This window comes from Kitasatospora phosalacinea, from assembly GCF_030268885.1.
In the GTDB taxonomy this organism is placed as follows: Bacteria; Actinomycetota; Actinomycetes; order Streptomycetales; family Streptomycetaceae; genus Kitasatospora; species Kitasatospora phosalacinea_C.
In genome coordinates this window covers 435,798-461,118 of sequence record NZ_BSSA01000001.1, presented here as the reverse complement: position 1 = coordinate 461,118, position 25,321 = coordinate 435,798, and the positions used below count along the sequence as shown (strand labels likewise).

The following is a 25,321-nucleotide window of genomic DNA, read 5'->3' as shown; positions in this document are numbered from 1 at the left end:
GGCGCCCCCCGGGGTCAGCACTCCGTCTTCTTCGCGGGGCTGAAGAGGATCGGCACGTCCTCCGTCACCCGCTGTCCGTTCCGCGTGACGACGGCCCGGTAGGTGCCGCCCCGGTCCTCGGGAAGGTCGACGGTGTAGAAGCGCCGCTCCACGCCCCCGACCGTGTACCGGGCGACCTCCGCCAGCGGGTGGTCCCGGCCCGCGCAGCTGACCGAGACCGCCTCCTCGGAGCTGGCCATCAGCAGGGCGGTCATGGTGTCGTCGGCGTTCAGCGTGGACCAGAAGACGTGCCGCAGGCCCGGGCCGGTCACGGCCAGCTTCTCCGGCCCCTCGCACGTGGACGCCGGGGTGAGGCGGGTGACCGCCTCCACCAGGCAGACGTCCCCGGACGCCGTCTGCCAGAGCAGTTGCGGCACCTGACCGCCGTGTCCACCGATCGAGGCGATGGAGCCCTCCACCGGTGACCAGCCCTCGGCCGCCGCCCTCTCCAGCGCCTGGCTGCGCGCCTCGGCCGGGAACCCCGCCACGGGGGCCGCCGACCCGGTGGGCGCCCCGGTGGGGCTCGCCGACCCGGTGGGCGCCCCGGTGGGGGCCACGGCCGTCGCGTGGTCGTCCGGGGCGCCGGAGCCCTGGGTGCAGGCCGCGAGGCCCAGCAGGAGGACGGCCACGGCGGTGGGAGCCGTTCTGCGGCCGATCGGTTTGCGCGCCATCTCTGTTCTCCCCCTTCCACACCCCCGACCCGTACGCCGGGAGGAGGCCCGAGTATGGCACCGCCTCCGGCCCCGACGCCCCGTGGTTTCCCTCCCGTTACCGTGCCTCCCGCTACAGCCCCTCCCCCAGCGTCCCGCCCTCCCGCGCGCCCGGCAGGACCCAGGCGACGGCGGAGGCCGTGTGCGTCAGGAACGGCGTCAGCGCGTCGCGTTCGGCGAGGCGGGTCTGGACGCGGACGAAGAGGGCCGGGTCGGGCATGAAGGCGCAGAACAGGAGGCCGCGGTCGGCCGGGGCGTCGTCGTAGGACCAGCCGCGGCGGAGCATCCGGGCGCCGCCGTCGAGGCGGGGGCTGCTGAGGCGGACGTGGGCGCTGGCGGGGATGACGTAGGAGCCGTCGGGGTGCTTGGCGTAGATGTCGGGGTCGTCGTGCTCGGCGCTGCCGGTGAGCGGGGCGCCGGTGTCGGCGCGGCGGCCCACGGCGAGTTCGCGGCGGTCGGCGGGGAGGGCCGCGAAGGCGGCGGTGTCCATCCGGATGCGACGGTAGACCAGGACGGTGCCGTCCCGCTGCCAGAGGGCGGGGTCGGCGGGGTCGGGGTTGGCGGTGCCGTCCTTGAAGCCGAACAGGTTGCGCGGGGTCCGGCCGTCGGGGGCGGGCGGCAGGAAGCCGTCCTGGCGCCAGCGGGGGGTGGCGCCCGCGGCGGTGGCGGCGGCGAGCAGGTGCTCGGTCAGGACGCCGGTGGTCCAGGGCTGTTCGGTGCTGACCTGGAGCAGCAGGTCGCCGCCGCTGCGGGCGGGGTCGAGGCGGTCGCCGGGGAGGGCGGGGAGTTCGGCGAAGCCGTCGGGGACGGGCAGCCGGAGGCGGGCGGCGAGGGCGGGGCCGATCGCGGCGAGCGAGGTGGTGCGCGGCGGGGCGCCGTCCAGGCGCGGGTCGTCGAGGGTGCCGTCGGCGGCGCGGGCCAGGACGTCACCGGCGGCGGCGAGCAGGGCGCGCAGTGCGGTGCGGTCGGTGCCGGCGGGCAGGTCGAGGGCGAGCAGCCGGGTGGCGGGGAGCTGGGGGCGGGTGACGCCGGACTGCCGGGCACCGTGGAAGGGGGCGGGCCCGGGCGGTGGCGGGGCGGCGGCCGGGTGCCGCTCCTCGCGGGCGAGGGCGGTGGCGGCACCGGCTCCGGCGGCCCCCGCCGCGAGGGCGGCGCCCGCGGCGAACAGGGTGCGGCGGTCGATCCGGGCCCGGGCCGGTGCGGTGGCGTCCTGCGGGTTCCCCGGTTCGATGTGCATGGCCGCCATTGCAGACGATAGAACACGTTTCATGCAACTCCGCCTCTCACTTGCTCCCTTGATGATCCGTCAGGCCCGGGCGGGCCGGTTGGCGCTCGGTGCGGCGCTGCTGCTGCTCCCGGCGGCGGTCGGCTGCTCCTCGGGCGGGGGTGGCGGCCCGTCCGCCGACCGCCATCCGCCGGGGACGGTGGTCCGGGTGCCGCAGGACGTCCCGACCGTGCAGCGGGCGGTGGACGTCGCGAACCCGGGCGACCTGGTGCTGGTCGGCCCGGGGACGTACCGGGAGAGCGTGCGGATCACGAAGCCGCGGGTGGTGCTGCGCGGCACGGACCGCAACGCGGTGGTGTTCGACGGCGGCCTGAAGCTGGTCAACGGCATCACGGCGACGGGCCCGGGCAGCGTGGTGGAGAACCTGACCGTGCACGGCTACCTGGCCAACGGCGTGCTGTTCACCGGCGTCACCGACGAGAAGCTGCAGCGCCACGGCGCGGGCGGCTCCGCGTACGACCCGCTGGACACCACGCGCTTCCCACCGGTGCAGGGCTTCCGGGCGACCCGGGTGACGGCGTACGGGAACGCGCTGTACGGGATCTACGCGTTCGACGCGCGCGGCGGGGTCATCGAGGAGTCGTACGCGTCGGGGCAGGCCGACTCGGGGATCTACGTCGGGCAGTGCAAGCCGTGCGACACCCTGGTGCGGGGCAACACGGTGGAGCGCAACGCGGTCGGCATCGAGATCACCAACGCCTCGGAGAACCTGACGGTGGTCGGCAACCGGGTGGTGGGCAACCGGGTCGGGGTGACGGTCAACTCCAACGACCTGGAGTCGCTGGCGCCGCAGCACGCCGCGGTGATCGCGGGCAACGTGGTGGCGGACAACAACGCGGCGGACTCGCCGGAGCAGGCCGACGGCGGCTTCGGCATCGGGATCGGCATCGGCGGCGGGACGGGCAACCGGGTGGAGCGGAACCTGGTGCGGGGCAACCGGGCGGCGGGCGTGCTGGTGACGGACCCGCCGGGGCACCCGGCGTCCGGGAACCGGGTCACCCGGAACGCGGTCACCGGCAACGGGGTGGACCTGGTCAGTTCGGCGGCCGACCCGAGCAACTGCTTCAGCGGCAACGGTCCCTCGACGCAGAGCCCGGACCGGCTGGAGCAGCTGGCCGCCTGCGACGCACCGGGCGCGGGCCCCGTCCCGGCGGGCCGGGTGGCGGGCGTGCAGGCCCCGCCGGGAACGGCCTTCAACGCCGTCCCGGCCCCGCCCGCCCAACCCTCGCTCCCCGACCCGCAGGCCCCGGCCGCACCCGCCGTCGACCTCCCGGGCCGGGTCGACCCGGACTCCTACCCCCTGCCCACCGGAGTCTGAGACCACGCCGCCCCGCCCGGCCCCGCTGCGCCGCCTCACCCCGCGGTCACCCACGGCGGCCTCCGGCAGCTTCGCCCCGGGCTGCGGGCACCCCGCCACACCCCCGCCAGCCCGCCGCAGGCGCACTCCCCACCCGCCGCAGCCGCCCCCGCCCCGCTGCGCCGCCTCACCCCGCCGTCACCCACGGCGCCTCCGGCAGCTTCGCCCCGGGCTGCGGGCCGTGGAAGTCCAGGGTGGCGGGGGTCCCGAGGCCGGGCATCCGCATGGTGACGCGGCGCAGGCCGCCCTCGGCGTCGATCCAGTAGGTGAGCGGCGAGGTGTCGCCGCTCGCGGCGGCTTCGCGCGGGCGGGGGCCGGAGACGCGGTCGTGGTCGCGGCCGTCGATGCGGTCGTGGCCGAGCAGGCGGGGGCCGGCCTGGGCGAGGAGCAGCGGGTTGTCGGGGCGGTCGGCGCCGAGTTGGACGGCGAGGTCGAGTCCGGCGTCGAGCGGGTCGGTGCCGTAGGGGCGGGAGGTCCAGCCGGTGCGGGGGACGTGTTCGGCCTGTTCCCAGGGCGGTCCGTCCGCCCCGGCGGGGCTCTTGGCGAGGCCGAGGCCGCCGGTGTCCCAGGCGACGAGCCCCTCGTCGAGGACGCCCCGGCTGCCGGTGACCCGGTAGCTGCCCGCGGCGTGCCGGGTGCGGTAGTCGACGACGCCGTGCACCTCGACGACGGTGCCGCCGCCCTCCCGGACGGTCAGGTCGACGGCGGCGGGGCTCGCCCCGTAGAGGGTGAACCGGGAGAGCGCGAGCCGGGACGCCTCCTCGGTGGTGAGCGGACGGGCGTCGTCCTGGCGGGCGGCGACCTGCCAGGCCGTCACCCCGCCCGCGGTGGTCAGGACGGCGGCCAGGACGGCCGCCACCGCGTACCGTCGGCGGTTCTTCTTCTGCGTGGCCACGGTTTCCTCTGCGGCTTCGGGGGTTCACGGGTGGGGCCCCGGGCGGTGTGCCCGGGGCCCCGTCGGACGGTGGGGGTCAGCCGGTGCGGCGCCTGCGCACCGCGACCAGCAGGCCGGTGCCGAGCACCAGCAGCAGCGCTCCGCCCGCGAGCGCGTACGGGACGGCCCCGTCCAGGCCGGTGCTGGCGAGGTTGCCCGAGGGCGCCGGGCGGGCCTGCGGCGGCGCGGGTGCGGCCGGGGTGGGCGTCGGGGTGGGTGTCGGACTGGGGCTGGGCGGCGGGACGAGGGTGTTGACGGCGGTGGTGGTGATGCCCGCGTCGAGGTGCGCGTCGTCCAGCACGACCGGTCCGAGGACCGGCTGCTCGGGTGCCCGGTAGCCCTTGGGCGGGGTGACCTCCTGCCAGTAGTAGGTGCCGAGGTCGGCCTGGGCGGTGCAGGTGCCGTCCTCGCCGGTGGTGCACGGGTCGCCGACGGCGGTGTCCGGCTTCGCGCCGTCGCGCTGCAGGCCGTCGGTGCCGTTGGTCTCGCGCCACAGCCGGAAGACCGCGCCGGGCAGCGGCTTGCCGTCCTGGTCGTGCTTGACCAGGCGCAGCGCGCCCCGCTGCCGTTGGAAGCCGAAGTCGAAGCTGTGGTCGTCCTGGCCCGGTCCGCCGGTGGTGAGCGCCCGTTCGACGTACGTGCCGCCCTTCGGGACGGTGCCGTCGGAGTCGGTCAGGCGGTTGTCGCCGACGTTGTCCCCGGTCGGGACCCAGTGGTGCAGCGGGCCGCCCTCGGCGTAGTCGGCGGGGTTGTCGAGCCGGATGGTGTAGGAGGTCCTCGGCTTCAGCCCGCCGGTGACGTTGGTGTCGTCGAAGTAGTACTCGCCCCGGGCGGTGGTCCTCGTGGTGCCGACCAGCCTGCCGTCCGCGTCGTACAGGTGGACGGTCGCGCCGGGGACGGGTTTCTGCTGCGGCAGTTGCAGGCCGGAGCGCTCCGGGTCGTACCAGACCCGGTTGCCGATCTGCAGCGGGGCGCGGTCGCAGAGCACTTCGAGGTCGGCCATCGCGGCGCCCTTGCCGAAGCGCGAGCGGCCGTCGGAGAGTTCGTTGCCGAAGCCCGGGTCGGGTGCGCCGGTGCGCAGGGTGAACATCGTTCCGGCGGTGACGATGTTGTTGGAGACGTCGTAGCCGGAGGCGGCGATCGAGTTCTCGACCCTGGACAGCGCCATGCCCGCGAACGCCGGGTACGGGTGGCCGCCGGGGTAGGGCCGGCTCAGGTCGAAGAAGCCCTGGTTCCGGGTGGTCCGGCCGCAGCCGAGGTTGACGTCCAGCACGTAGGTGTCGCCCGACCGGCAGGCCTTGTTGAGGTCGGCCGAGGCGAGCACGTAGACGAAGCCGTCGGGCAGCGGCTGCCCCTCGGGCGGGGCGGCGGCGGCCTGGTCGGCGTACCGGTCGCGGAAGGCCAGCAGCATCGAGCCGTCGGTCTCGAAGCCGACCTCGCCGAGCTCGGGCTCCGGGTTGAGGCCGCAGACCTGGCCGTTCTGCAGCGGCTGGTCGTCCTGCCACGGGTACCAGTAGTAGCCCGCGCAGGTCTGCGCCGGGGTGCCGCGGTGGTCGAGCGGCTGGTCGAGCACGGCCGCCCCGAAGACGCCGGTGGCCGGGTCGAAGGGCAGCACCACGGCCCGCAGGTCGGTGATCCTCCCGGTCGACTGGCCGGAGCAGACGCCGCCGACGTAGCCGACCCCGTCCTGCATGCCGAGGCCGTACGGGCGCCAGTCGTCCGGCGACGGGCAGCCGCCGGAGGGGACGGCGTAGACGGCCTTCGGGGCGGACGCGGTCGGGGCGGTGGCGTCGTAGCGGTACAGCTTGCGGTCGTGCAGGTTGACCACGTACAGGTCGCGGCCGTCCTCGGTGAGCTTCAACCCGCCGAGGCTCTCCTTGCCGACCGCGGGCAGGAACGCCGCGTCGTCGCCGCCGGTGTGCGCGGTCGTCCCGGCGTTCGGGACGGTCGCGAACAGCGCGGTGGTCCTCTTCACCGGGTCGGTGACGTAGATCGCCCCCGGCCCGCCGGGCCCGTACGCGGTGGCGCGCTTGGCCTGGGCGGAGCTGAACAGCCGCCGGTCGTCCCGGTTCCAGGCGATGCCGAAGACGTTGCCGGTCGCGCCGCTGGTGCCGAGGTCGGTGACGTCCTTGTTCACCCCGCGCGACTCGTACGGGAAGGTCAGCAGGGTGCGCTGACCCGCCGGGGCGCCGATCGGGGGCTGGCAGGCGGTGGCGAGCGGCGCGTTGCGCTGGCAGTAGTCGGCGGGGTTCCACAGGCCGGTGGTGAGGGTGGCCTGCTGGCCCGCCGAGAGGTCGACGAACTCCTCGTTGCTGCTCAGCCTGTTCGGCGCCCCGGCCAGGCCCTCGCGGGCGGCGAACGCCGGGTACAGCACGCCGGGCTTCGGGTTGACCACCTCCACCCGGTACCTACCGCTGGCGGTCGCCTTCGCCGGGGTCAGCGTCACGGTGCCGTCGGCGGCCGTGACCCCCGTGCGCACCGCCCCGTCCTCCCCGGTCAGCGTGACGGTCACCCCGCCCATCCCCGGTTCCAGCGCCGGGGTCCACGTCCCGCTCTCGTCGACGGCCCGGACCACCCGCACCGTCACCGAGCCGTCCGCGCCGGCCGGGGAGGCCGACGGGGCGGCGACGGCGGTGGCCGCCGCGAAGGCCGCCACCACGGCGGCGGCCCGTTCGACCCGGCGGCGGGCCGCGCCCGGTACGGGCGCCCTGGTCTGTTGGTCTGTCTCGGTCATTCCCTGCTCTCGTCGTCGGTCCGGGAGGCGCGCCGAGCGGCCGTCGGAAGACCGTCCGGACGGCTCGGAATGCACCTCTTTTGGCCGAATATTAAGCGGAATGCGGCCATCCGGGTTGCCGGAAAGGAAAATTGACGACCCGTCACGAAGCACAGTGATCAGAACCGCGTGCGCCTCGTGCGCCCCCTCCTGACGGTCCGTCAGTTTCCCGCCGACGCCCCGCCCGCCCCCTCGGCACCGGACACCCCCGGCCGACCGGCCCGGACCGGCCCCCCGCCGGGGCGCACGGCGGGCACGCGCAGGGCGCACGGAAGATCGCTCCGTCGACCTCTCGCCCTACCGACTTGTCGACCTGCCGACCGGCCGCCGCCGACACCCGGAGGCCCGCGCCCGGCGCGACCGGCCAGCCCGCCGCGGTCGGCACGACGGGTGCCGAGGGGCCGGGCGGTCAGAGGTCGGCGTACCAGCAGTAGAGGTGGCCGCCGGTGGTGACGGCGGTCGTGGCGAGGCGGGTGAGGGCGCGGAGGAGGGCGGGGAGGTCGTCGTCGGTCATGTCCTCGCCGTCCTCGGCGCGGAGGCGGGCGGTCCAGCGGGCGGCGAGGTGGTGGAGGTCCTCGGGGGTGGCGCGGGACAGCGCGCGGGTGAGGCGGGGCGGGAGGGCGAAGGTCTCGCTGCCGTCGTTGGTGAGCGGGACGACGACGCGGGTGCCCGGCGGGGCGGCCGGGTCGTCGGCGAAGTGGGCGGACCAGTCGGCGACCGCGTCGTCCGGGTCGAACCAGCGCCCCCGCACGGACGCGAAGCGGTGCTGCGGGCCGCCCCGGTGGGCGGCGGCGGCCGCGTCGTCGTCGGGGGCGAGGAAGAACACGATGGCGTCGGGCACCGGCCGATTCTCGCAGCGGACGTTCCCGCGTGACCGGGGTGGGTGGGCGCAGGAGAATGGAACGGTTCGCGGAAGCCCTGAACAGGTCCGGGAGGCGTGCGATGCGAACCTTGATCGTCGCGGAGATCGACACCGACAGGTCCAACGAGCTGATCACCAGCGGGCAGATGCCCGAGATGATGGGCCGGATGATGGAGCAGTTGCGGCCCGAAGCGGCGTACTTCTACCCGCTGAACGGCCACCGCGGGTTCACCCTGGTGGTGGACGTGGACCAGGAGTCCTCGCTGGTCACCACGATGGAGCCGCTGTGGATGCGGCTCGGGGCCAAGGTCACGGTGACGCCGTGCATGTCGGCGGACGAACTGCGGGCCGGGATCGAGAAGTTGCGCGGCTGAAGCGACCGGCCCGAGGGGCCGGGGCGAGGGGCGGCGGGGCCGGTGCGGTCCGCGGCGCGGGCCGCACCGGGCCCCCGGGCGGGGCTGCGCCGTCCGCGGTGCCTCCGGTGGGGCGCCGGTGGGTCAGAGGGTCCGGCCCGGCAGGCCCGGGTGGGTGTAGTCGCTGACGCGGTGGACGTACGGGGTGATGTAGACCGTGCCGCCGTCGTAGGTGGAGAACGAGCCGCCGTAGATGTGGCCGATGCCCCGGTAGCCGTCGGAGGTGATCGCCCAGCCCTCGCAGCCCTGGGCGTCCGTGCCGTGGTCGACCAGCTGGTAGCGGACGTGGACGCCGTCGGTGTCGTCGTAGAAGCTGACCTGGCTCTCGCAGGTGTGGGTGACGTCCCAGAAGGAGTAGGGGGTCTTGGTGGTGGCGTCGGCGGCCGAGGCCTGGGTCGCGCCGACCAGGGCGAGCAGTGGTGCGGCGGCGACCACGGCCGTCCTCCAGGGTGAGCGTCGCATGGGTTCCCCTCCGTTGCGGCCCCACTGATCGATCAGTGGTTTAGACCAGTCGCCAGTATGCGACCGCTGGGGCGGAAGGGTCCAATCCGTTCGTGGGCAACTGGAATTGACGGTACGTCAGTCCGTTTCGGCGGTGGACGGTGGGCGGCGGACGGCCTGCGGTCAGTCGGTGAGGGCCAGCTTCGCGCCGAAGCCGAGCACCGCGACGCCGGTGGCCCGGTCGAGCAGGCGCCGGACGGAGGGGCGGCGCAGCCGGGCGCGCAGGGTGCGGGCGAAGGCGATCAGGACGGCGGACCACAGCAGGCCCTCGACCACGTGCACCGAGGTGAGCAGCACCCCCGCGGCGAGGTGCGGGGCGCCCGCCGGGATGAACGGCGGCAGGACGGCCACGTAGAAGACGCCGACCTTGGGGTTGAGCAGGTTGGTCAGCACCCCGCGCCGCCAACCGGCCCACCAGCCGCCGGTGCCGTCCCCCGCGGGCGACCCGTCCGGCTGCTGGTGGCGGTTGCGCAGCATCCGCACGCCCGTCCACAGCAGGTAGCAGACGCCCGCCCAGCGCAGCGTCTCGTACCCGAGGCGGGAGGCGGTGAGCAGCACGGTGATCCCGGCCGCGGAGGCGGTGCCCCAGATCAGCGTGCCGGTCTGGATGCCGAGCACCACGCCCCACGCCCGGCGCCGCCGCCCCAGGGCGGCGGTGCGCAGGATCAGTGCGGTGTCGAGCCCCGGGGTGAGCGTGAGCAGGCCCACCACCAGGGCGAAGGAGGCCAGCGGTCCGGCCATCGTCGTCAGGTCCACGAGCGGCCAGTCCACGAGTCGGCGGGGCGGCCGAACCGGGCCAGGCAGTGCCACACCTTCTTCAGCTCCTGCGGATCGTGCTCCCCGGTGCGGGCGGCGGCGCCGATCGCGGCCGGGTCGAGCACGCCGTCGCGGGCGACCGCGGCGGCGAGGGCGGTGATGTGCGGGCCCCGGTAGTCGGCGTACCGGGGCAGTTCGGCGGCCGGGAGGCGGTAGCCCGGGTGCCACTCGACGGGGCAGGGCAGGGCGCGGGCGGCTTCCTCGACCTCGGTGCCGCGGTGGCTGGGGTCGAGGACCAGCGCGGCGACGTGCAGGTCGAACCGGACGGGGTCGTGCACGTGGGCCTCGACGTAGTCGTCCAGGGCGTCCTGCTCGTCGGCCTCGGCGAGCGCGAGCAGCGGCATGGCGTCGACGGTGCCGAAGTCCTCGGGTTCGAGGAAGCTGTCGGGGTAGCAGAAGGTGGCCCGGTGCAGGGTGCCGGGGGTGAGGCGGAAGTGCGCGGACCCGAAGCGGGGCGCGCCGCCGTAGGGGCTGCGGTGGCGGTTGAGCGCGCCGTAGACGGGACGGCCCTCGGCGGGGGCCTCGTCGTAGGCGCCGCCGAAGATCCGGCTCTCCCACTTCCAGCGGTCGCCCCCCGGGTGGGCGGTGAGGCCGCCGTTGCTCGTCCCGGTGCTGAACTGGGAACGGTAGACGCCGTCGCGGACCATCGCGACCAGCACCGGCACCCCGTCGGGGCCGGTGCGGTCGGGGTGGAAGTTGAGCGTGACGTCGAGCCCGGCGGGCAGCGGGTCGCCGCTGCTGCGGGCCGCGACGTGCAGCAGGGCTGCGCGGGCTTCGGGCGTCTGGTCCATGACGCGCAGTCTGCCCTGGTCGGGCCGCGGCCTGCAGCCACTTTTCCCGCGCGCGTGACAGGCCGCGCAAGCAGGGGCGCGGGGAACTGCGCGGAGGGGGACGGGACTTCGGGGGATCCGGGCTGCGGCGGAACCCGAATCCTGGCTGCGGCCCGCGCGGAGCGTGTCACCCCGCGCGCGGCTCCGCCGGGTGTCTCTCAGCCCGCGTTGATCCGGGCCGCCTTGCGCAGGAGCGCCGGGCTGAGGCGGCCGAGCAGGCGGGCGGCCTTGGCCTCGAAGGTGACGGGGACGACGGGCTTGCGGGTGCGGACGGCGCGGAGGATCTCGGCGGCGACCTTCTCCGGGGGGAAGCCGCGGCGGGCGTACAGCTTGGAGACCTTGGCCTGCTTGGCGGCGAGGGCGGCCTCGTCGAGGCCGGAGAAGGTGGTGGTGCGGGTGATGTTGGTGTGGACGATGCCGGGGCAGATGGTGGAGACGCCGATGCGGTGCGGGGCGAGTTCGGCGCGCAGGCAGTCGGAGAGCATGAAGACCGCGGACTTGGAGGTGGCGTACGCGGCGAGCTGCTTGGCGGGCAGGTAGGCGGCGGCGGAGGCGAGGTTGACGATGTGGCCGCCGGTGCCGCGTTCGACCATGAGCTGCCCGAAGGCGCGACAGCCGTGGATGACGCCCCACAGGTTGACGTCGAGGACGCGGCGCCACTCCTCCTCGGTGGTCTGCAGGAAGGTGCCGGAGTGGCCGATGCCCGCGTTGTTGACGACCACGTCGGGGACGCCGTGGTCGGCGGCGACCTGCTGCGCGAAGGCGTCGACGGCGGCGCCGTCGCTGACGTCGACGCGGTAGGCGGCGGCCTTGACGCCGGAGAGTTCGCAGAGTTCGGCGGTGCGCTGGGCGGCGGGCAGGTCGCGGTCGCAGACCACGACGCGGGTGCCCCGGTCGGCGAAGGCGAGGGCGGTGGCCCGGCCGATGCCGCTGCCGCCGCCGGTGACGACGGCCAACTCGCCCGCCGCGGAGGGTTCCCGGCGGACGGCGCCGTGGTCGCGGGCGGTGAACTCGCGGACCATCGCGGCCACCGTGGTGCCCTTCTCCAGCAGCGCGGACCAGTGGGTGGCGTCGAGGGTGCGCCGGGTGAGGCGGGGGGCCCAGCGCTCCAGGCCCTCGGAGAGGAAGTCGGCGACGTAGTGGTCGCGTTGCAGGGTGATCAGCTGCACCGGCACCTCGGTGTGCCGTTCGCGCGGGGCCCGGACCCGGGGGCGCATGTTGGCCCGGTACAGCTCGATGCCGTGCACGGCGTCCCGGGCGAGGGTGGCCTGCGGGTGGCCGGGCCGGGGGCGGACGGCCTCCAGGTCGCGCAGCACGCGGGGCCACAGCCGGGCCAGGCCGAGCTTCCAGGCGGCGGGGGCGAGCACGGGCAGCTGGAACAGGGCGATGTACCAGGAGTGGGCGCCCTGGCGCAGCAGTTGGGCGAGGTGGCGGGGGGTGGGGCGGCGCAGCCGGTGCCGGATCCAGTGGCCCATGTGGTCGAGGCAGGGGCCGGACATGGTGGTGTAGGAGGCGATCCGCCGGTAGGAGCCGGGGGCGGTGACGGCCTCCCACGCCTGGACGCTGCCCCAGTCGTGGGCGACCACGTGTACGGGGCGGTCGGGGCTGACGGCGTCGGCGACGGCGTACAGGTCCTGGCCGAGCAGTTCGAGCCGGTAGTCCTCGCGGGTGGCGGGCACCCCGGAGGCGCCGGAGCCGCGGGTGTCGTAGCGCACCACGTGGTGGTCGGCGGCCAGGTCGGCGGCGACGTCGTCCCAGACCGAGTGGTCGTCGGGGTAGCCGTGCACCAGGAGCACCGTGGGGCGGGCGGGGTCGCCCTGCTCGTAGACGGCGAGGGCGAGTCCGCCGGAGTCGACGGTGCGGCGGCGGGGCGCGTCGGTGCCGTGGGTTCCGTTGCTGCGGCCGGTCATGCGGTTGCCTCCTGGAGGTCCCAGCGCCGCACGTGCGGCAGGTCGTCGTCGAGCCAGTACGCGTCCTCGTCGGTGACGACGAGGAGTTCCTCGAACTTGATGCCCACGTCGCGGAAGCCGATGTGCGGTTCGACCGCCCACAGGCCGGGCGTGGGGGCGTGCCGGGAGGCGCGGCCGCCCGCCCAGAGCGGGGAGCGGCCCTCCAGGCGCTCCTTGACCAGTTCGCGTCCGAGGGTCTGCAGCGTACGCACTCCGAAGCCGAACAGGTTGACGCCCGCCGGGCCGCGGGCGGTGTTCCTGGTCACCTGGTGGCCGATGACCCGGCCGGGGTAGACCTGGTGGCGGTTGTCGTAGCCGTGGACGGCGAGTTGGGCGTCGACGGCGGCGTACACCTCGGCGAGCGGCTTGCGGGCGCGCACCTCGCGCAGGATCAGGTCGCGGTAGGTCCGCAGGTCCTTGGCGAGCAGGTCCCAGACGGGGTTGTCGCCGACCTTGCCGCCGTAGCCGATGTCGGCGGTGTAGCCGTCCACCACGGGCGCGCAGTCCAGCACGTACGGCATGCCCTCGGCGAGGACGCGGGAGCCCGCGAAGAACTGCAGCGGGGTGTGGAAGTGCCGGAACGCGGTGCGGTCGCCGAACCAGGCGAACGGGACGTGGAAGAAGTCCTGCACCCCGGCCCGCACCAGGCAGCGGCGCAGTTCGGCGGTGGCCTGGCGTTCGGTGACGCCGGGTTCGATCCAGGCGGCGACCTGTTCGGCGCAGTGGTAGGCGAGCTGCTGGACCTCCCGGAACTTGGCCAGGTCGCGCTCGTCGTAGGGGAACCGGGGCACTTCACACCTCCAGGACGAGGGTCTCGCCCTCGGCGGCCCGGGACACGCACGGCAGCAGCAGGCCGGCGGCCCGCTGCTCGTCGGTCAGGCGGCGGTCGCGGTGCTCGGGCGTCCCGGCGGAGACCCTGAGCACGCAGGTGCCGCAGAAGCCCTGCCGGCACGAGTACGGCAGGTCGGGGCGGGCCTCGCGGGCGACGTCGAGGGCGGAGCGGTCGGCCGGGACGGCCAGCGTCCGGTCGCCGATCCGGATCGCGAACGGGCGGCCGCCCTGGATCGGCGCGGCCCCGAAGCGTTCGAAGTGCAGGGAGGCGGCGGGCGAGGCGGGCAGCGCACGCTGGACGGCCAGCAGCATCGGCGCGGGCCCGCACACGTAGACGGCGGCGCCGCGGGGCGCGTGCGCGAGCAGCTCGGCCGCGTCGGGGACGCCGTGCACGTCGTCGGTGCGGACGGTCACCCGGGCCGGGTCGAGCGCGGTCAGCTCGGCGGTGTACGGGAGGGCGGCGGCGGTGCGGCCGGTGTGCACCAACTGCCAGTCCAAGCCCGCCTGTTGGGCGGCCCGGGCCATCGGCAGCAGCGGCGTGACGCCGATCCCGCCGGCCAGGAACAGCACCTTCTCCTCGCCGCAGAACGCGAAGCCGTTGCGCGGGCGGCGCACCCGCAGGCGCACCCCGACGTGCAGCGCGTCGTGCACCTCGACGGAGCCGCCGCCGCCGTCCGCGATCCGGCGCACCGCGATCCGGTAGACGTGCCGGTCCGCCGGGTCCCCGCACAGCGAGTAGTGGCGCTCGCGCCCCGAGGGCAGGGTCAGCACGATCCGCGCCCCGGGCTGCCAGGGCGGCAGCGTCCCCCCGGACGGGTCGCCGAGCCGCAGTTCCGCCACGTCCTCGGCGACCACCCGGTGCGACAGCACCACCAGGTGCAGCGGCGGCACCCCCCGCGCCTCGCCCCGGCGCGGGCTGCGCCGCAGGCCGGGGCGGCCCAGTGCGGGGCTGTACCAGTCGCCGAAGGCGGTCAGCCGGGCGAAGAAGCGGTCGGCGCGCGGGCGTCCGTAGAGGTCGGGGGGCGGGGTTTCGAGGTCCATGGGGTGACGGCTCCGGAGACGAGGGCGGGGGCGCGGGGAACCGCGCGGAGGGGAACGGGACGCGGGCGGGATCCGTGGACGGAGAGCGGGTGGCAGGTGGGCGGAGCCGCGGGGTGACACGCTCCGCGGGAGCCGCGAGCAGGATTCGGGCGCTCGGGGAGTCCGGATCTTTCCGAAGTCCCTTTCCCGCTCGCGCAGTTCCCCGCGCCCCTGGCTTCGCAGCCTGCCGCGCCTCCCGGTTTCGCGGTCCGGTCAGTGCGTGGCGGCGGCCCTCGCGGCGGGCGACTTCGCGAGGTAGGCGAGGGCCTGGGAGGAGCTGCCCTCGCGGGTGGGGTGGTAGCCGGGGCCGAAGTAGCGGGCGGCGGAGCGCAGGAAGCGTCCGGGCTCGGGGAGCAGTCCGCGGCGCGCGGCGCGGCGGGCCTCGCGCCAGGTGGGGGCGAGGCGTCCGTCCAGGGTGGGGTCGGCGGCGAGCATGAAGCGGGTGCCGCGGATCCACAGGTGGATCAGGAGCGGGCCGGAGACGAGCATGCCGCGGACCCGGCGCAGGTAGCCGGGGTCGAGGTGGCGCATCAGGTCGTAGGCGACGCTGCGGTGCTCGACCTCCTCGGCGCCGTGCCAGCGCAGCAGGTCGAGCATGGTGGGGTCGGCCTTGGCGCGGTCGAGGCCGGGCGAGTTGAGGGCCCAGTTGCCGAGGAAGGCGGTGAAGTGCTCGATCGCGGCGACGAAGGCGACCCGTTCGATGGTGTTCTCGCGGCGCTGGCGGGCGGTCAGGCCGGGCTTGTCGCCGAGGACGCGGTGGAAGAGCCAGCTGATCTGCCGGACGTAGGGGCGCGGGTCGAGGCCCTGGCCGAGCAGGTGGTCGAGGACCTCCTGGTGGGCCTCGGCGTGGATCGCCTCCTGTCCGATGAACCCGAGCACCTCCTCGCGGAGCTGTTCGTCGCGGATCAGCGGCAGGGCGTCCTTGAACACCTTGACGAACCACCGCTCGCCCTCGGGCAGCAGCAGGTGCAGCACGTTGATGGTGTGGGTGGCCATCGGCTCGTCGGGGATCCAGTGCAGGGGCAGCTCGGACCAGTCGAAGTGCACGTCGCGCGGTTCGAGCACCAGGCTGTCGTGCACGGTGACGGGCGGGGTGGGGCGGGGCATGGGGGTGCCTCCTGACGCGCGGCGGACGGGGAGCGGCCCAGCAGCGACCCACCGGGCACACCGGCAAACTACTCGCGGGTAGCGGGCCCGACAAGGGTTTCGACCATCCTTATCAACATCGAGTCTAATAAGCCGGTCCGGTCGGCGGTCACCACCGGACGACGAGGGCGACGACGCGGTGCGCCGTGCCCGGCGGGGACCGCTGCCCGGACGCCGAACCCGCTTGCCGCCGCCCCCGCGAACCGCCAGGGTGGGTGCCGTGCCGGGACGACGGAAGCGCAAGCGCAGGCAGGACGAGGAACGCGGCCGCCGCGTCGACGCGTACGCAGGCTGGCAGTGGCACTCGGCCGGCTGGTTCGCCGACCGCGCGAGCCTGGTGGCGCACGTCCGGCTGCTGTCCGCCCACCACCCCCTCGACGAGCAGCAGCTGCGGATCGACACCCCGTGCACCCGCACCGACGCCCCCGCCCGCAGCCGGCTGCAGGTGCTGCTGCCGCCCGGCTCGGCCCTCGGGCCCGACGGCACCACCGTGGTGGCCGTCCCCGTCCAGGAGGCCCCGTGACCGACGCCCCCTCCCCCCTCGTCCGCGCGCTGGTCGCGCACCCGGTGCTGGCCGCGCCCGGCTACCCGGCTCCGGACCACGGCCCCACCGGGCCGGGCGAGCTGTTCACCGCCTGGCTGCTGGAGGCCCTCGCCGCGGGGGTGCCGGACGCGCAGGTGCTGGCGCTGTCCACGGTGGACGCCGAGGGACGGCCGGACGCCCGGGTGCTCGTCCTGCGGGACGTCGAACTCCCGGCCGCGGCCTGGCACTTCTGGACCGAGCCGGAGTCGCCCAAGGCCCGCCAGTTCGCCGCCCGCCCGGACGCCGCGCTGACCGTCTACTGGCCGCTGCACGGCCGCCAGGTCCGCCTGCGCGGCCCGGTCCGCCCCTCCCCCGGCTGCACCACGCCCTCGCCCGGCCTGCACTGCTACGCGCTGCACGCCGCCGAGGCCGAGTTCTGGCAGGCCGGCCCCGACCGCCACCACCTGCGCCGCCGCCACACCCGCACCCCCTCCGGCTGGACGGACACCGGCTGGACCGACACCCGCCTGCCCGGCTAGGCCCGCTCGTTCGGATCTTCTGCCCGCTGGTCCGGGTGCGTCGTTGGACGAGCGCCGCTCGGCCCGGGCCGCAGCGAACAGCGGCAGGCCGCCGTGTTCGACACCGTCGTCCGGACGGCGGCCGCCCTGGCCGGCGAGCTGGACACCGACGGCTGCTCGCTCGTACCGCGACCTCATCGAGGAGCTGCACGTCGGTGACCGGTCGTCAGGTTGGGGTGACTGGGCATCAAGTGACTGTGGCGGAAGGGTGGTGGAGAACGGGAGGTTCGGCAGGTCAGGCCGGGTGAGCGTAGCCGGGTGATCTTGGGCGCTGCTATCGTGCGTGCGGCACCTGCCGGTACGGATGTTCGAACGGAGAGACATGCGCAAGTCGAAGCGGATAGCGGCGCTCGCCCTCAGTGTGCTGGGCATGACGACGGGAATGCTGTTCGCGGCTGCTCCGGCGCAGGCGGCGTCGACGCCCAGCGGAGCCTGCAACAGCGTCGGCAGCGGGTACTACCTGATCGACCAGCACCCCATCGGCACGGTCGCCGACGTCTACCTGTTCTACAACGGCTCCAGCAACTGCGCCGTCACCTGGAAGCGCAGCCCGAACGGGACCACCCGGTACGACCTGAGGGTGAACATCGAGCGGCAGAGCGACCTGAAGGACGCTCCGGACGCGGGCTACTACCTGTACTACGCCGGCCCGGTGACCCTGAGCGCCAAGGGCACCTGCATCTCGTGGGGCGGCGAGGCGGGGGGCGTCCGCTGGTACTCCGGCTGGACCCACTGCGGCTGATCCCCGAGAACCCCGGCCCCGCGCAGACGCTCCGGCGTCCGGCCCGGCAGCGGTTCTCAGCTGCCGGGGGTGCAGAACTCGTCGGACAGGCCGAGGCGCTCGCGGAGCGCCTGCCGACCGGCGGCAGTGGGAGCAACGGCGCGGCCGGTGCCGATCCGAGTGATCCATCCGGAGTCGAAGGCGTGCGCGCACAGCGCGGCGCCGACGGCTCCGGCCAGGTGCGGGCGGCGTTCGGTCCAGTCCAGGCAGGAGCGGACGGCCGGACGCCGGGTGGTCGGCGGCAGCGCGACGCCGAGTTCGGCCAGCCAGGCGGTCCCGTCCGCCGTGAGCGTCAGCCCGTGCTCCCAGTCCAGCAGCCCCCGCCGGGTCATCGACTCGGTGATCGCGACCCCGAGGGCCCCGGCGAGGTGGTCGTAGCAGGTGCGGGCCCGGGCCAGGGCCCGGCTGCGGTTGACCGCGGGCAGGGAGCCGGGCGGAGCGGGGCGTCGCGGAGCCAGCGAGGCGAGGTTCTCGATCAGTTCGGCCGTTGCGGGGTCGGCGAGGCGGACGTAGCGGTGGCGGCCCTGGCGCTCCTCGGCGAGCAGGCCTCCTGCGACGAGGCGGTTCAGGTGCTCGGTCGCGGTCGAGGCGGCCACCCCGGCGTGGCGCGCCAGCTCGGTCGCGGTCCACGCGCGGCCGTCCAGCAGCGCCAGGCAGAAGGCTGCACGGGTGCCGTCGGCCAGCAGCGCGGCCAGGGCAGCCAGGTCCGGGCCCTCGGTGTGCGCGTCACGGTTCTTCATCGCTGCCCATCATCCCCCCGCGACACTTCGGCGAACGTCGAAGTGTCCCCGCCCTACGGTCGAGCCCATGAACACCGCGACGCCCAGCAGCGTGCCCCGCGCCACGTCGGCCGACCACCTGACCATCACGCCGAGCATCCTGTACTTCGGAACGCCGGTCGTGCTGCTCTCGACGGAGAACGAGGACGGCACCTTCAACCTGGCGCCGATGTCGTCGGCCTGGGCCCTGGGCCACGTGATCGTCCTCGGCGTCGGTGTCGAGGGGCAGACCGCGCACAACCTCCGCAGCCGACCCGAACTCGTGGTCAACCTGCCCGCGCCCGCCCAGTGGCCGGCGGTGGAACGACTGGCGCCGCTGACCGGGCGCACCCCGGTGCCCGCGGACAAGCGCGGCGCCTTCCGCTTCGAGCCGGACAAGTTCACCGCCGCCGGCCTACGGCCCGAACCCTCCGGGTCGGTCCGGCCGCCCCGCGTCGCCGAGTGCCCCCTCCAGTTGGAGGCCCGCGCCGCCCGGGTCCGCACCGACGCGACCGGGGCGTTCCTCCTCGTCGAGGCCCACGTGCTGGAGGTCCACGCCGACCCCCGGATCGTCGTCCCCGGCTCCCAGCACGTCGACCCGGCCGCCTGGAGCCCGCTGATCTACAACTTCCGCCACTACTACGGACTCGGACCGGAACTGGGCCACAGCTTCCGCTCCCGGACGCCCCGGACCGCGCCGAACGGCCCGTCCTAACCGTCCCGGGCGGGGGGGTTCGATCTGCTTCGGCGCGCGGCTCAGTCGCGCCCGCTGGTGGTCGCCGATCAGCCGCTCCAGCTCCGTGAGACCGTACTGCTGCACGTAGCAGTGCGGGTGCCAGAGGAAGTCCGGGCTCCAGCCGTGGATGTTCTCCACCACGGGGATCCAGTGGTGCGGGCCGTCGCGGAAACTCGTCGACACCGCGGGCCCGGTGGGGTCGATGCGCTGCGAGCAGTGCGGGCAAGGGGTCATCCCGCCACGGTCCCAGCGCGCCCCCGGCGTCCGTCAATACGTCGTTCGGCCCAGCGGCTCCGGGCCCGACGGTTCCCGGCCCGACGGTTCCGGGCCCGACGGTTCCGGGCCGGGCCCGAGCAGCCGCCGCAGCCAGTCGGCCCGGGCCGCGACCGCGGTGCGGCTGACGGCGGCGGTGGGGGCGAGGGTGTCGAAGCCGTGGCAGGCGCCGGGCCAGACGTGCAGTTCGGCGTGGCCGCCATCGCGCCACAGGGCGTTCGCGTAGGCGGTGACCTCGTCGCGGAAGGTTTCGGCGGAGCCGACCTCCAGGTAGGCGGGCGGGAGGCCGGCGAGGTCGCGGGCCCGGGCGGGGGCGGCGTACGGGGGGAGGTCGGGGGTGCGGTGCAGCGGGCCGAGGGCGGCCTGCCAGGCGGTGGCGTTGGAGACGGCGTCCCAGGTGTCGTGCCCGGCGGCCTGTCGGGCGGAGGCGGTGCCGCCGCGGTCGTCCAGCATCGGGCTGAGCAGCAGTTGGCCCAGCGGCGCCGGACCGCCCCCGTCGCGCAGCAGCAGGGCGAGGGCGGCGGCCAGCCCGCCGCCCGCGCTCTTCCCGGTCAGCACGATCCGCCCCGGGTCGATCCGCAGCCGCTCGGCGTGCCGGACGGCCCAGAGCAGGGCGGTGCGGCAGGCGTGCAGCGGGACGGGGTAGCGGGCGGCGGGGGCGAGCGGGTAGTCGACGGAGAGCACGGCCAGGCCGAGCGGCTGCGCCAACTCCCGCAGCACGCGCGGCAGGACGGCGTACGCGTTGCCGCCGATCAGTCCGCCGCCGTGCAGGTGGAGCAGCGCGGGCAGCGGCCCGTCCGCCCCGGCCGGGCGGGCGGCGACCACCGGGGTGCCGTCGGCGTCGTGCTCGGCGGTCTCGAAGCGTCCGCCGTCGGCGAGTTGCCGCAGGGTCGGCCGCGGCCGCCGGGCGGCGTCCTGCTGCTGCCACCGGGCCAGCCCGTCGGCCGTCAGCGGGGCGGGCACCCCGCCGCGGGCGGCCAGTGCGGCGGCCAACTCCTGGTCCAGGTAGGGCTGTTGCACGGCAGCTCAGCTCTCCGGAGGGCAGGGTGCGGGCGCGGCGCCCGCGGGCCGCAGCGGGTCGAGGACGGCGGCGGGGGCGTCGGCGGGGGCGGCGCGATCGGCCGTCGGTTGCTCGCTCATGGGGTCGAGTATGCGCGAAGCGCCGCCCGCGGACGGCGAGTTGGCCTCCGTTCACGTGCAGGGACGCCCGGAGGCCCCGCGGGTTGCGCCCCGCGGGGCCCCCAGCCGGAGGGTCAGCGCAGGATCGCCAGCTGACCGGTGGCGCGGGTCATCGCCACGTACCGGTCGACGGCGCCCTCGATGCCCTCGCCGAACGCCTCCGGGTCGACGATCACCACCAGGTCGAACTCCAGGCCCTTGACCAGTTCGGGGCTGAGCGAACGGACCCGGCCGCCGCCGAGGAAGGTCGGGTCGCCGATCACGCAGGCGGTGCCCTCGGGGTGGTCGGCCAGCCAGGCGTCCAGCAGCGCGTCGCGTTCGGTGCGGGCGCCGTGGTGGACGGGCAGGCCGCTGCGGCGGATCGAGGTGGGGACGTTGGCGTCGGGCAGGGCGGCCCGGATGACCGGCTCGGCCTCGGCCATCACCTCTTCGGGGGTGCGGTAGTTGACGGTCAGCGAGGTGAGGGTGACCCGGTCGAGCCCGGCGCGTTCCAGGCGTTCGGTCCACGACTCGGTGAAGCCGTGCCGGGCCTGGGCGCGGTCGCCGACGATGGTGAAGGAGCGGGACGGGCAGCGGGCGATCAGCATCTGCCACTCGGCGTCGGTGAGTTCCTGCGCCTCGTCGACCACGATGTGGGCGAACGGCCCGGCCAGCAGGTCGGGGTCGACGGGCTCGCTCTCGGTGTGGTCGACCAGTGCGTCGCGCAGGTCGGCGCCGCGCAGCATGGCGACCGCGCCCTCGCTGTCGTAGTCGGCGTCGAGGAGGTGGTCGACGACGCCGTCCATCAGCTCGCGTTCGGCGGCCAGCCGGGCCCGGTGGGCGCGCTGGCGGCGGTCGGCGTCGGTGTCGCCGAGGCGGCGGCGGGCGGCGTCCAGCAGCGGCAGGTCGGCGAGCGTCCAGGCGGCGGGGTCGGTGCGCTGCAGGGTGCGGATCTCCTCGCGGTCGAGCCAGGGCGCGCACAGCCGCAGGTAGGCGGGGACGGTCCACAGGTCGCCGACCAGGTCGGTGGGCTCCAGGATCGGCCAGGCGCGGCGCAGCGCGCCGAGCAGTTCGGGGTCGCGGCGCAGTTCGCGGCGCAGCACCTCGGGCGAGATGCCGTCCTCCTCGTCGTCGAAGGAGTCGGCGTTCTTGTCGAGCAGGATGGTGATGAGCTCGTCGAGGATCTGCTCGCGGGCCTCGTTGTGCGGGACGCCGGGGCCGGGGGCGGCGAACGCCTCGGCCCAGTCCTCGGGGTCGACCCATAGCTCGTACCACTCGGTGGAGAGCTTGCGGCCCTCGGCGGGCGGCTCCTCGTAGACGGCGACGGCCTTCTCGATCGCGTGCACCATCCCGGCGGCGGCCTTCAGCCGGGCCACCTCGGGGTCGGGCTCGGGGGCGACGGCGGCGCCCTCGGGCAGCAGGTCGCGCAGGGTGCAGGTCTGCACGCCCTCCTCGCCGAGGCTGGGCAGCACGTCGGAGACGTACGCCAGGTACGGCTGGTGCGGGCCGACGAACAGCACCCGGCCCTTGCGGTGGCCCAGCCGCGGGTCGGAGTAGAGCAGGTGGGCGGTGCGGTGCAGGGCGACGACGGTCTTGCCGGTGCCGGGGCCGCCGTCGACGACCAGGGCGCCGCGCGAGCCGGCCCGGATGATGGCGTCCTGGTCGGCCTGGATGGTGGCCAGCACGTCGCGCATCCGCTCGGAGCGGGAGCTGCCGAGGCTGGCGATGAACGCGGACTGGTCGTCCAGGGCGGCGTGGCCGTCGAGGCCGTCGGCGGTGAACACCTCGTCCCAGTAGTCGCCGACCTTGCCGCGCTGCCAGCGGTAGCGGCGGCGGCTGGTGAGGCCCATCGGGTTGGCGTGGGTGGCGGCGAAGAAGGGCTCGGCGGCGGGCGAGCGCCAGTCGACCAGCAGGCGGCGGCCGTCGGCGTCGGCGAGGCCGAGGCGTCCGATGTAGACGGGCTCGGGGTCGTCGGCGAGGACGATCCGGCCCAGGCACAGGTCGTGGCCGAAGCGGCTCAGGGTGCGCAGCCGGGCGGCGAGTTGGTGCACCTCGTTGTCCCGGTCCATCGCCGCCCGCCCGGCCCCGCCGGGGCTGCGGCGGGCCTCCTCCAGGCGCGCGGTCAGCTCCGCGGTGTCCCGTCGGAGGGTGTCGGCGACCGCGGCGAAGTGCCGGTCGTCGGCGGCGATCAGGGCCGGGTCCGCCTTGGCGGCGAGCCGCTCGGGCAGGTCGAAGGCGCTGGTCGTCGGCTGGTTCATGGGTGGTGACTCCGATCCGCTGCCGGGTCGGCCGCGCTCCGTCCGCGTGCTGCTCGCGGTCTGCCCCGTTTGTGCTGTTTGCGCGGGTTCCCCGGTTCAGACCAGCGATTGTGCGGCATCGGGGGGGCCTTGCGGCAAGGCCCCCCTTGCGGTATAAGTTTGATAACGGCAGGAGAGCACGGGCTCCCTGCCTTTCGCGTGTCCGGGGCCCTGCGCGCATCCTGCGCCGTCCCGCCGCCCGCTGTCCAGGGCCTCCCCGCCCGATCGCATCGTCCACGTCCGGCTGTCCGCCGCGGGTGCCCGGCGGTTGCCCGCGGCGGCGCCGTGGCGTGGCGGTGCGTCAGCCGGGGGCGGCCCGCAGCCGGGGCAGGCGGGGGACGGCGGCCAGCAGCGCCCAGGTGGTGAGGACGAACGGCCAGGTGAGGGGGCGGCCGCCGAGGGGGGCGAGGAGCGCGGTGAGCGCGGCGGCCAGGACGGTGGACACGGCGGCGCCGAACAGCGCGTAGCCCGCGTTCCAGGGGGTGGCGGGCAGGAGGACCGCGCCGAGGGCGATGCCGACGAGCACGGCGTCGTAGCCGTGCAGCCCGGCGGCGACCTGCCCGGCGGGCGCGCCGAGCGCCCAGGCCGTGGCCGTCCCGACGGCCGAGCCGAGCGCCGCGGCCAGCACCACCCTGGCGTCCGCGCAGGCCAGGCCGACCAGCACGATCAGGCCGACGTACCAGCTGTCCACCAGGAAGACCTGCGCGACGTTGGCGAAGAAGGCGTGCCACAGGTCGGCGGCCGTGAGCCCGGTTGCGGCGCCGGACGGCATCCGGCCGGGGGCCGGGGCGGGGGCGGGGACGGCGGCCAGCAGCACCCCGGTGACGAGGCAGAACGGCGCCGTCAGCGCGGTCAGCCCGCAGGGGGCGAGGAGGGCGGTGAGCGCGGCGGTCAGGACGGTGCACAGCACGCAGCCGACGGCGGCGAGGAGGTACGTGGCGGGGCGGTTGCCGAGCGAGCCGACCAGGGCGATGCCGGTGAGGCAGCCCGAGTAGCCCTGCAGGCCGAGCGCGACGGAGCCGCGGTCGACACCGAACGCGTACGCGGCGGCGGTGGAGACCAGCGTGCCGAGGGTGGCGGGCAGGCCGACCTCCCAGCCCGCCGCCCAGAGCGCGGCGAGGACCAACGCCCCGGTGGGCAGCCCGGGTTGCAGGCCGACCTGGGCGACGCCGCGCAGCGCGGCCGCGAAGTAGGCCAGCGGCTCGCGGTGCAGCGGCTCGCGGTCCGGCGGCTCGCGGTGCAGCGGCTCGCGGTCCGGCGGTTCGCGGTCGGGGGCGCGGTGGTTCCGGTCGACGATGGTGGTCACGTGCTCTCCTGACGTGTTCTCGGCTTGTCGGTGCGTTCGCGGCTCGTGGTGGCGGAACCGCCCGGCCGTCCGGCATTTCGGCGGGAACGGGCAGCTGAAATGCTGGGCGCGCCGCCGGGGGGCCGTGCGGCACTGATGACCTGAAGGTGGACCGAGCATGACCACGACCCTGGACCCGGAGGTCCCTGCCGTCGGCACGGACCGGGGAGAGTTCTTCGAGATGTGGCGGGACCTGATCGCGCAGACCCGCGACGCCCGGACCAGCAGTCCGTACGCCGACCGGTTCCACGCCGAACTGCGTCACCTGCAACTCGGTGCGGTGACCTTCCTCGGCACCTCCTTCCCGTCCGCGCGGTTCACCCGCGACGACGGCCGGGTCCGGAGGTCCGATCTCGGCATCATGCACCTGACCCTGACGCTCGAAGGCGTGCAGCAGTTCGCCCGGCCCGGCGAGAGCACGGCGGAGTTCCGCCCCGGCGACCTCAGCCTGGTCAGCAGCTCCCACCCGTACGACACCCGGGCGCTCGGAGTGCGGGACCCCGGGCAGGACGAGCCCCGGTTCAGCGCCCTGGGCCTGGACTTCCCCGCCGCGCTGCTGCCGTTGCCGTTGCAGCGCCTGCGCCCGATGCTCGGCCGCGCCCACCGGCCCGCGTCCGGCACCGCCCTGCTGATATCCGACTTCCTGCGCAGCCTGGACCGGCAGGCCGCCGGGATCGGTCCCGCGGCCACGGACCGGATCGGGTCGGTGGTGGTCGACCTGGTGTCCGCCTGGCTCACCGAGGAGCTGGAGCGCGCGGACGCCCTGTCGCCGGAGACCCGGCGGCGCGCCCTGGTGGAGAACGTCCGGGCCTTCGTGCGGCGCAACCTGCACGACCCCGGGCTGACGCCCGGCGTGATCGCCGCCGCGCACCACATCTCGGTCAGCTACCTGCACCGGGTCTTCACCGAGGAGAGCGGCGGCGAGACCGTCGCCGCCTGGACCCGCCGCAGGCGCCTGGAGCAGGCCCACCGCGACCTCGCCGACCCGGCGCTGCGCGGCACCCCCATCCACGTCCTGGCCGCCCGCTGCGGCATCCCGCGCCCCGACGACTTCAGCCGGGCCTTCCGCGCCGCGTACGGGCTCTCGCCCCGCGACCACCGCAGGCAGGCGCTGGACCAGGCGCCGGAGGGGAGCCGCTAGCCGCGGCCGGGGGCCGACCCGGCGCGGCGTGGACGCAGCGCCAAGGCACTGTGCACGCAGCGCCAAGGCGCGTCCGCCGCGGTTGGCTAACGTGATCGACGCGAAGGAGGCCCTGGCCGCTCGGGGCGCCTCGCGGTCGACGTGAAGCCACCCAGGGGGGTCCGCCGGTGGTTGAGGGGACACGTCGAACGGTGCGGGCCCGCCG

Annotated in this window: 23 protein-coding genes; 7 read left to right on the top strand and 16 right to left on the bottom strand. The window is 75.4% G+C overall.

Annotation, left to right across the window (positions count from 1 at the left end; all coding sequences use genetic code 11):
- Positions 1 to 14 precede the first annotated feature (14 nt).
- Both QSK52_RS01975 and QSK52_RS01970 read right to left on the bottom strand, forming a co-directional pair.
- The gene (locus QSK52_RS01975) at positions 15 to 710 is read right to left on the bottom strand and encodes a hypothetical protein (protein WP_285732760.1); all 696 of its coding nucleotides are present in this window, start codon (positions 708 to 710) and stop codon (positions 15 to 17) included.
- 112 nt (positions 711 to 822) lie between these two features.
- Complete coding sequence (locus tag QSK52_RS01970; protein WP_285732758.1) at positions 823 to 1,986, bottom strand: Dyp-type peroxidase; 1,164 nt, start codon at positions 1,984 to 1,986, stop codon at positions 823 to 825.
- Positions 1,987 to 2,047: 61 nt separating this feature from the next.
- Here QSK52_RS01970 and QSK52_RS01965 point away from each other — a divergent pair, with 61 nt between their 5' ends.
- On the top strand, positions 2,048 to 3,352 hold the full coding sequence (locus QSK52_RS01965; RefSeq protein WP_285732756.1) for a right-handed parallel beta-helix repeat-containing protein: 1,305 nt from the start codon (positions 2,048 to 2,050) through the stop codon (positions 3,350 to 3,352).
- A gap of 166 nt (positions 3,353 to 3,518) precedes the next feature.
- Here the strand turns inward: QSK52_RS01965 and QSK52_RS01960 are convergent, their stop codons facing one another.
- The 3 genes from QSK52_RS01960 to QSK52_RS01950 form a co-directional block, all read right to left on the bottom strand.
- Positions 3,519 to 4,286 carry a hypothetical protein gene (locus tag QSK52_RS01960; RefSeq protein WP_285732754.1) on the bottom strand — a complete coding sequence of 256 codons (768 nt, stop codon included), beginning with the start codon at positions 4,284 to 4,286 and terminating at the stop codon, positions 3,519 to 3,521.
- Positions 4,287 to 4,362: 76 nt separating this feature from the next.
- The gene (locus tag QSK52_RS01955) at positions 4,363 to 7,059 is read right to left on the bottom strand and encodes an SdrD B-like domain-containing protein (protein WP_285732751.1); all 2,697 of its coding nucleotides are present in this window, start codon (positions 7,057 to 7,059) and stop codon (positions 4,363 to 4,365) included.
- A 448-nt stretch (positions 7,060 to 7,507) separates the two neighbouring features.
- On the bottom strand, positions 7,508 to 7,939 hold the full coding sequence (locus QSK52_RS01950; protein ID WP_285732750.1) for a hypothetical protein: 432 nt from the start codon (positions 7,937 to 7,939) through the stop codon (positions 7,508 to 7,510).
- A 101-nt stretch (positions 7,940 to 8,040) separates the two neighbouring features.
- Between QSK52_RS01950 and QSK52_RS01945 the strand changes: the two genes are divergently transcribed.
- Positions 8,041 to 8,334 carry a hypothetical protein gene (locus tag QSK52_RS01945; RefSeq protein ID WP_285732747.1) on the top strand — a complete coding sequence of 98 codons (294 nt, stop codon included), beginning with the start codon at positions 8,041 to 8,043 and terminating at the stop codon, positions 8,332 to 8,334.
- 123 nt (positions 8,335 to 8,457) lie between these two features.
- Here the strand turns inward: QSK52_RS01945 and QSK52_RS01940 are convergent, their stop codons facing one another.
- The 7 genes from QSK52_RS01940 to QSK52_RS01910 form a co-directional block, all read right to left on the bottom strand.
- Positions 8,458 to 8,835: a hypothetical protein gene (locus QSK52_RS01940; protein WP_285732745.1), complete on the bottom strand. Its 378-nt coding sequence runs from the start codon at positions 8,833 to 8,835 to the stop codon at positions 8,458 to 8,460.
- Between the two features lie 162 nt (positions 8,836 to 8,997).
- The gene (locus QSK52_RS01935; protein WP_285733415.1) at positions 8,998 to 9,615 is read right to left on the bottom strand and encodes a LysE family translocator; all 618 of its coding nucleotides are present in this window, start codon (positions 9,613 to 9,615) and stop codon (positions 8,998 to 9,000) included.
- Between the two features lie 5 nt (positions 9,616 to 9,620).
- Positions 9,621 to 10,481 carry a DUF3626 domain-containing protein gene (locus tag QSK52_RS01930; protein WP_285732743.1) on the bottom strand — a complete coding sequence of 287 codons (861 nt, stop codon included), beginning with the start codon at positions 10,479 to 10,481 and terminating at the stop codon, positions 9,621 to 9,623.
- A gap of 197 nt (positions 10,482 to 10,678) precedes the next feature.
- Positions 10,679 to 12,430 (bottom strand): SDR family oxidoreductase, encoded by a 1,752-nt coding sequence (locus QSK52_RS01925; RefSeq protein WP_285732741.1) that lies wholly within the window; start codon positions 12,428 to 12,430, stop codon positions 10,679 to 10,681.
- Positions 12,427 to 13,260, bottom strand: coding sequence for a M24 family metallopeptidase (locus QSK52_RS01920; RefSeq protein ID WP_285732739.1), 834 nt, complete (start codon positions 13,258 to 13,260; stop codon positions 12,427 to 12,429). Before QSK52_RS01920 ends, QSK52_RS01925 begins: the two co-directional genes overlap by 4 nt.
- Position 13,261: 1 nt before the next feature.
- Complete coding sequence (locus QSK52_RS01915; RefSeq protein WP_285732736.1) at positions 13,262 to 14,341, bottom strand: PDR/VanB family oxidoreductase; 1,080 nt, start codon at positions 14,339 to 14,341, stop codon at positions 13,262 to 13,264.
- Positions 14,342 to 14,593: 252 nt separating this feature from the next.
- Positions 14,594 to 15,487 carry a metal-dependent hydrolase gene (locus tag QSK52_RS01910; protein WP_285732733.1) on the bottom strand — a complete coding sequence of 298 codons (894 nt, stop codon included), beginning with the start codon at positions 15,485 to 15,487 and terminating at the stop codon, positions 14,594 to 14,596.
- A 259-nt stretch (positions 15,488 to 15,746) separates the two neighbouring features.
- On the opposite strand from QSK52_RS01910, the gene QSK52_RS01905 reads away from it, so the two are divergent.
- The 3 genes from QSK52_RS01905 (at position 15,747) to QSK52_RS01895 (ending at position 17,369) form a co-directional block, all read left to right on the top strand.
- Positions 15,747 to 16,049: a hypothetical protein gene (locus QSK52_RS01905; RefSeq protein WP_285732731.1), complete on the top strand. Its 303-nt coding sequence runs from the start codon at positions 15,747 to 15,749 to the stop codon at positions 16,047 to 16,049.
- Complete coding sequence (locus QSK52_RS01900) at positions 16,046 to 16,588, top strand: pyridoxamine 5'-phosphate oxidase family protein (protein ID WP_285732729.1); 543 nt, start codon at positions 16,046 to 16,048, stop codon at positions 16,586 to 16,588. Before QSK52_RS01905 ends, QSK52_RS01900 begins: the two co-directional genes overlap by 4 nt.
- Positions 16,589 to 16,949: 361 nt before the next feature.
- Complete coding sequence (locus QSK52_RS01895; RefSeq protein ID WP_285732727.1) at positions 16,950 to 17,369, top strand: hypothetical protein; 420 nt, start codon at positions 16,950 to 16,952, stop codon at positions 17,367 to 17,369.
- Positions 17,370 to 17,425: 56 nt separating this feature from the next.
- On the opposite strand, the gene QSK52_RS01890 is transcribed toward QSK52_RS01895, so the two are convergent.
- Positions 17,426 to 18,148 (bottom strand): ArsR/SmtB family transcription factor, encoded by a 723-nt coding sequence (locus QSK52_RS01890; RefSeq protein WP_285732725.1) that lies wholly within the window; start codon positions 18,146 to 18,148, stop codon positions 17,426 to 17,428.
- A gap of 67 nt (positions 18,149 to 18,215) precedes the next feature.
- Here QSK52_RS01890 and QSK52_RS01885 point away from each other — a divergent pair, with 67 nt between their 5' ends.
- Positions 18,216 to 18,881 carry a flavin reductase family protein gene (locus QSK52_RS01885; RefSeq protein ID WP_285732723.1) on the top strand — a complete coding sequence of 222 codons (666 nt, stop codon included), beginning with the start codon at positions 18,216 to 18,218 and terminating at the stop codon, positions 18,879 to 18,881.
- Positions 18,882 to 19,169: 288 nt separating this feature from the next.
- Here the strand turns inward: QSK52_RS01885 and QSK52_RS01880 are convergent, their stop codons facing one another.
- The 3 genes from QSK52_RS01880 to QSK52_RS01870 form a co-directional block, all read right to left on the bottom strand.
- A complete protein-coding gene (locus tag QSK52_RS01880) occupies positions 19,170 to 20,195 on the bottom strand; it encodes an alpha/beta hydrolase (protein WP_285732721.1) in 1,026 nt (341 codons plus the stop codon).
- Between the two features lie 233 nt (positions 20,196 to 20,428).
- Positions 20,429 to 22,591, bottom strand: coding sequence for an RNA polymerase recycling motor ATPase HelR (helR, locus tag QSK52_RS01875; RefSeq protein WP_285732719.1), 2,163 nt, complete (start codon positions 22,589 to 22,591; stop codon positions 20,429 to 20,431).
- Between the two features lie 340 nt (positions 22,592 to 22,931).
- Positions 22,932 to 23,843, bottom strand: a complete 912-nt coding sequence (locus QSK52_RS01870) for an urea transporter (RefSeq protein WP_285733413.1) — start codon at positions 23,841 to 23,843, stop codon at positions 22,932 to 22,934.
- 250 nt (positions 23,844 to 24,093) lie between these two features.
- On the opposite strand from QSK52_RS01870, the gene QSK52_RS01865 reads away from it, so the two are divergent.
- On the top strand, positions 24,094 to 25,116 hold the full coding sequence (locus QSK52_RS01865) for an AraC family transcriptional regulator (protein WP_285732717.1): 1,023 nt from the start codon (positions 24,094 to 24,096) through the stop codon (positions 25,114 to 25,116).
- The last annotated feature ends 205 nt before the right edge of the window (positions 25,117 to 25,321 follow it).

Bases quoted from the DNA above. Each gene is read 5' to 3' on its own strand.
- QSK52_RS01975 (WP_285732760.1), bottom strand. From the start codon at position 710: ATGGCGCGCAAACCGATCGGCCGCAGAACGGCTCCCACCGCCGTGGCC.
- QSK52_RS01970 (WP_285732758.1), bottom strand. From the start codon at position 1,986: ATGCACATCGAACCGGGGAACCCGCAGGACGCCACCGCACCGGCCCGG.
- QSK52_RS01965 (WP_285732756.1), top strand. From the start codon at position 2,048: ATGATCCGTCAGGCCCGGGCGGGCCGGTTGGCGCTCGGTGCGGCGCTG.
- QSK52_RS01955 (WP_285732751.1), bottom strand. From the start codon at position 7,059: ATGACCGAGACAGACCAACAGACCAGGGCGCCCGTACCGGGCGCGGCC.
- QSK52_RS01945 (WP_285732747.1), top strand. From the start codon at position 8,041: ATGCGAACCTTGATCGTCGCGGAGATCGACACCGACAGGTCCAACGAG.
- QSK52_RS01940 (WP_285732745.1), bottom strand. From the start codon at position 8,835: ATGCGACGCTCACCCTGGAGGACGGCCGTGGTCGCCGCCGCACCACTG.
- QSK52_RS01935 (WP_285733415.1), bottom strand. From the start codon at position 9,615: ATGGCCGGACCGCTGGCCTCCTTCGCCCTGGTGGTGGGCCTGCTCACG.
- QSK52_RS01930 (WP_285732743.1), bottom strand. From the start codon at position 10,481: ATGGACCAGACGCCCGAAGCCCGCGCAGCCCTGCTGCACGTCGCGGCC.
- QSK52_RS01925 (WP_285732741.1), bottom strand. From the start codon at position 12,430: ATGACCGGCCGCAGCAACGGAACCCACGGCACCGACGCGCCCCGCCGC.
- QSK52_RS01915 (WP_285732736.1), bottom strand. From the start codon at position 14,341: ATGGACCTCGAAACCCCGCCCCCCGACCTCTACGGACGCCCGCGCGCC.
- QSK52_RS01910 (WP_285732733.1), bottom strand. From the start codon at position 15,487: ATGCCCCGCCCCACCCCGCCCGTCACCGTGCACGACAGCCTGGTGCTC.
- QSK52_RS01895 (WP_285732727.1), top strand. From the start codon at position 16,950: ATGCGCAAGTCGAAGCGGATAGCGGCGCTCGCCCTCAGTGTGCTGGGC.
- QSK52_RS01890 (WP_285732725.1), bottom strand. From the start codon at position 18,148: ATGAAGAACCGTGACGCGCACACCGAGGGCCCGGACCTGGCTGCCCTG.
- QSK52_RS01885 (WP_285732723.1), top strand. From the start codon at position 18,216: ATGAACACCGCGACGCCCAGCAGCGTGCCCCGCGCCACGTCGGCCGAC.
- helR (WP_285732719.1), bottom strand. From the start codon at position 22,591: ATGAACCAGCCGACGACCAGCGCCTTCGACCTGCCCGAGCGGCTCGCC.
- QSK52_RS01865 (WP_285732717.1), top strand. From the start codon at position 24,094: ATGACCACGACCCTGGACCCGGAGGTCCCTGCCGTCGGCACGGACCGG.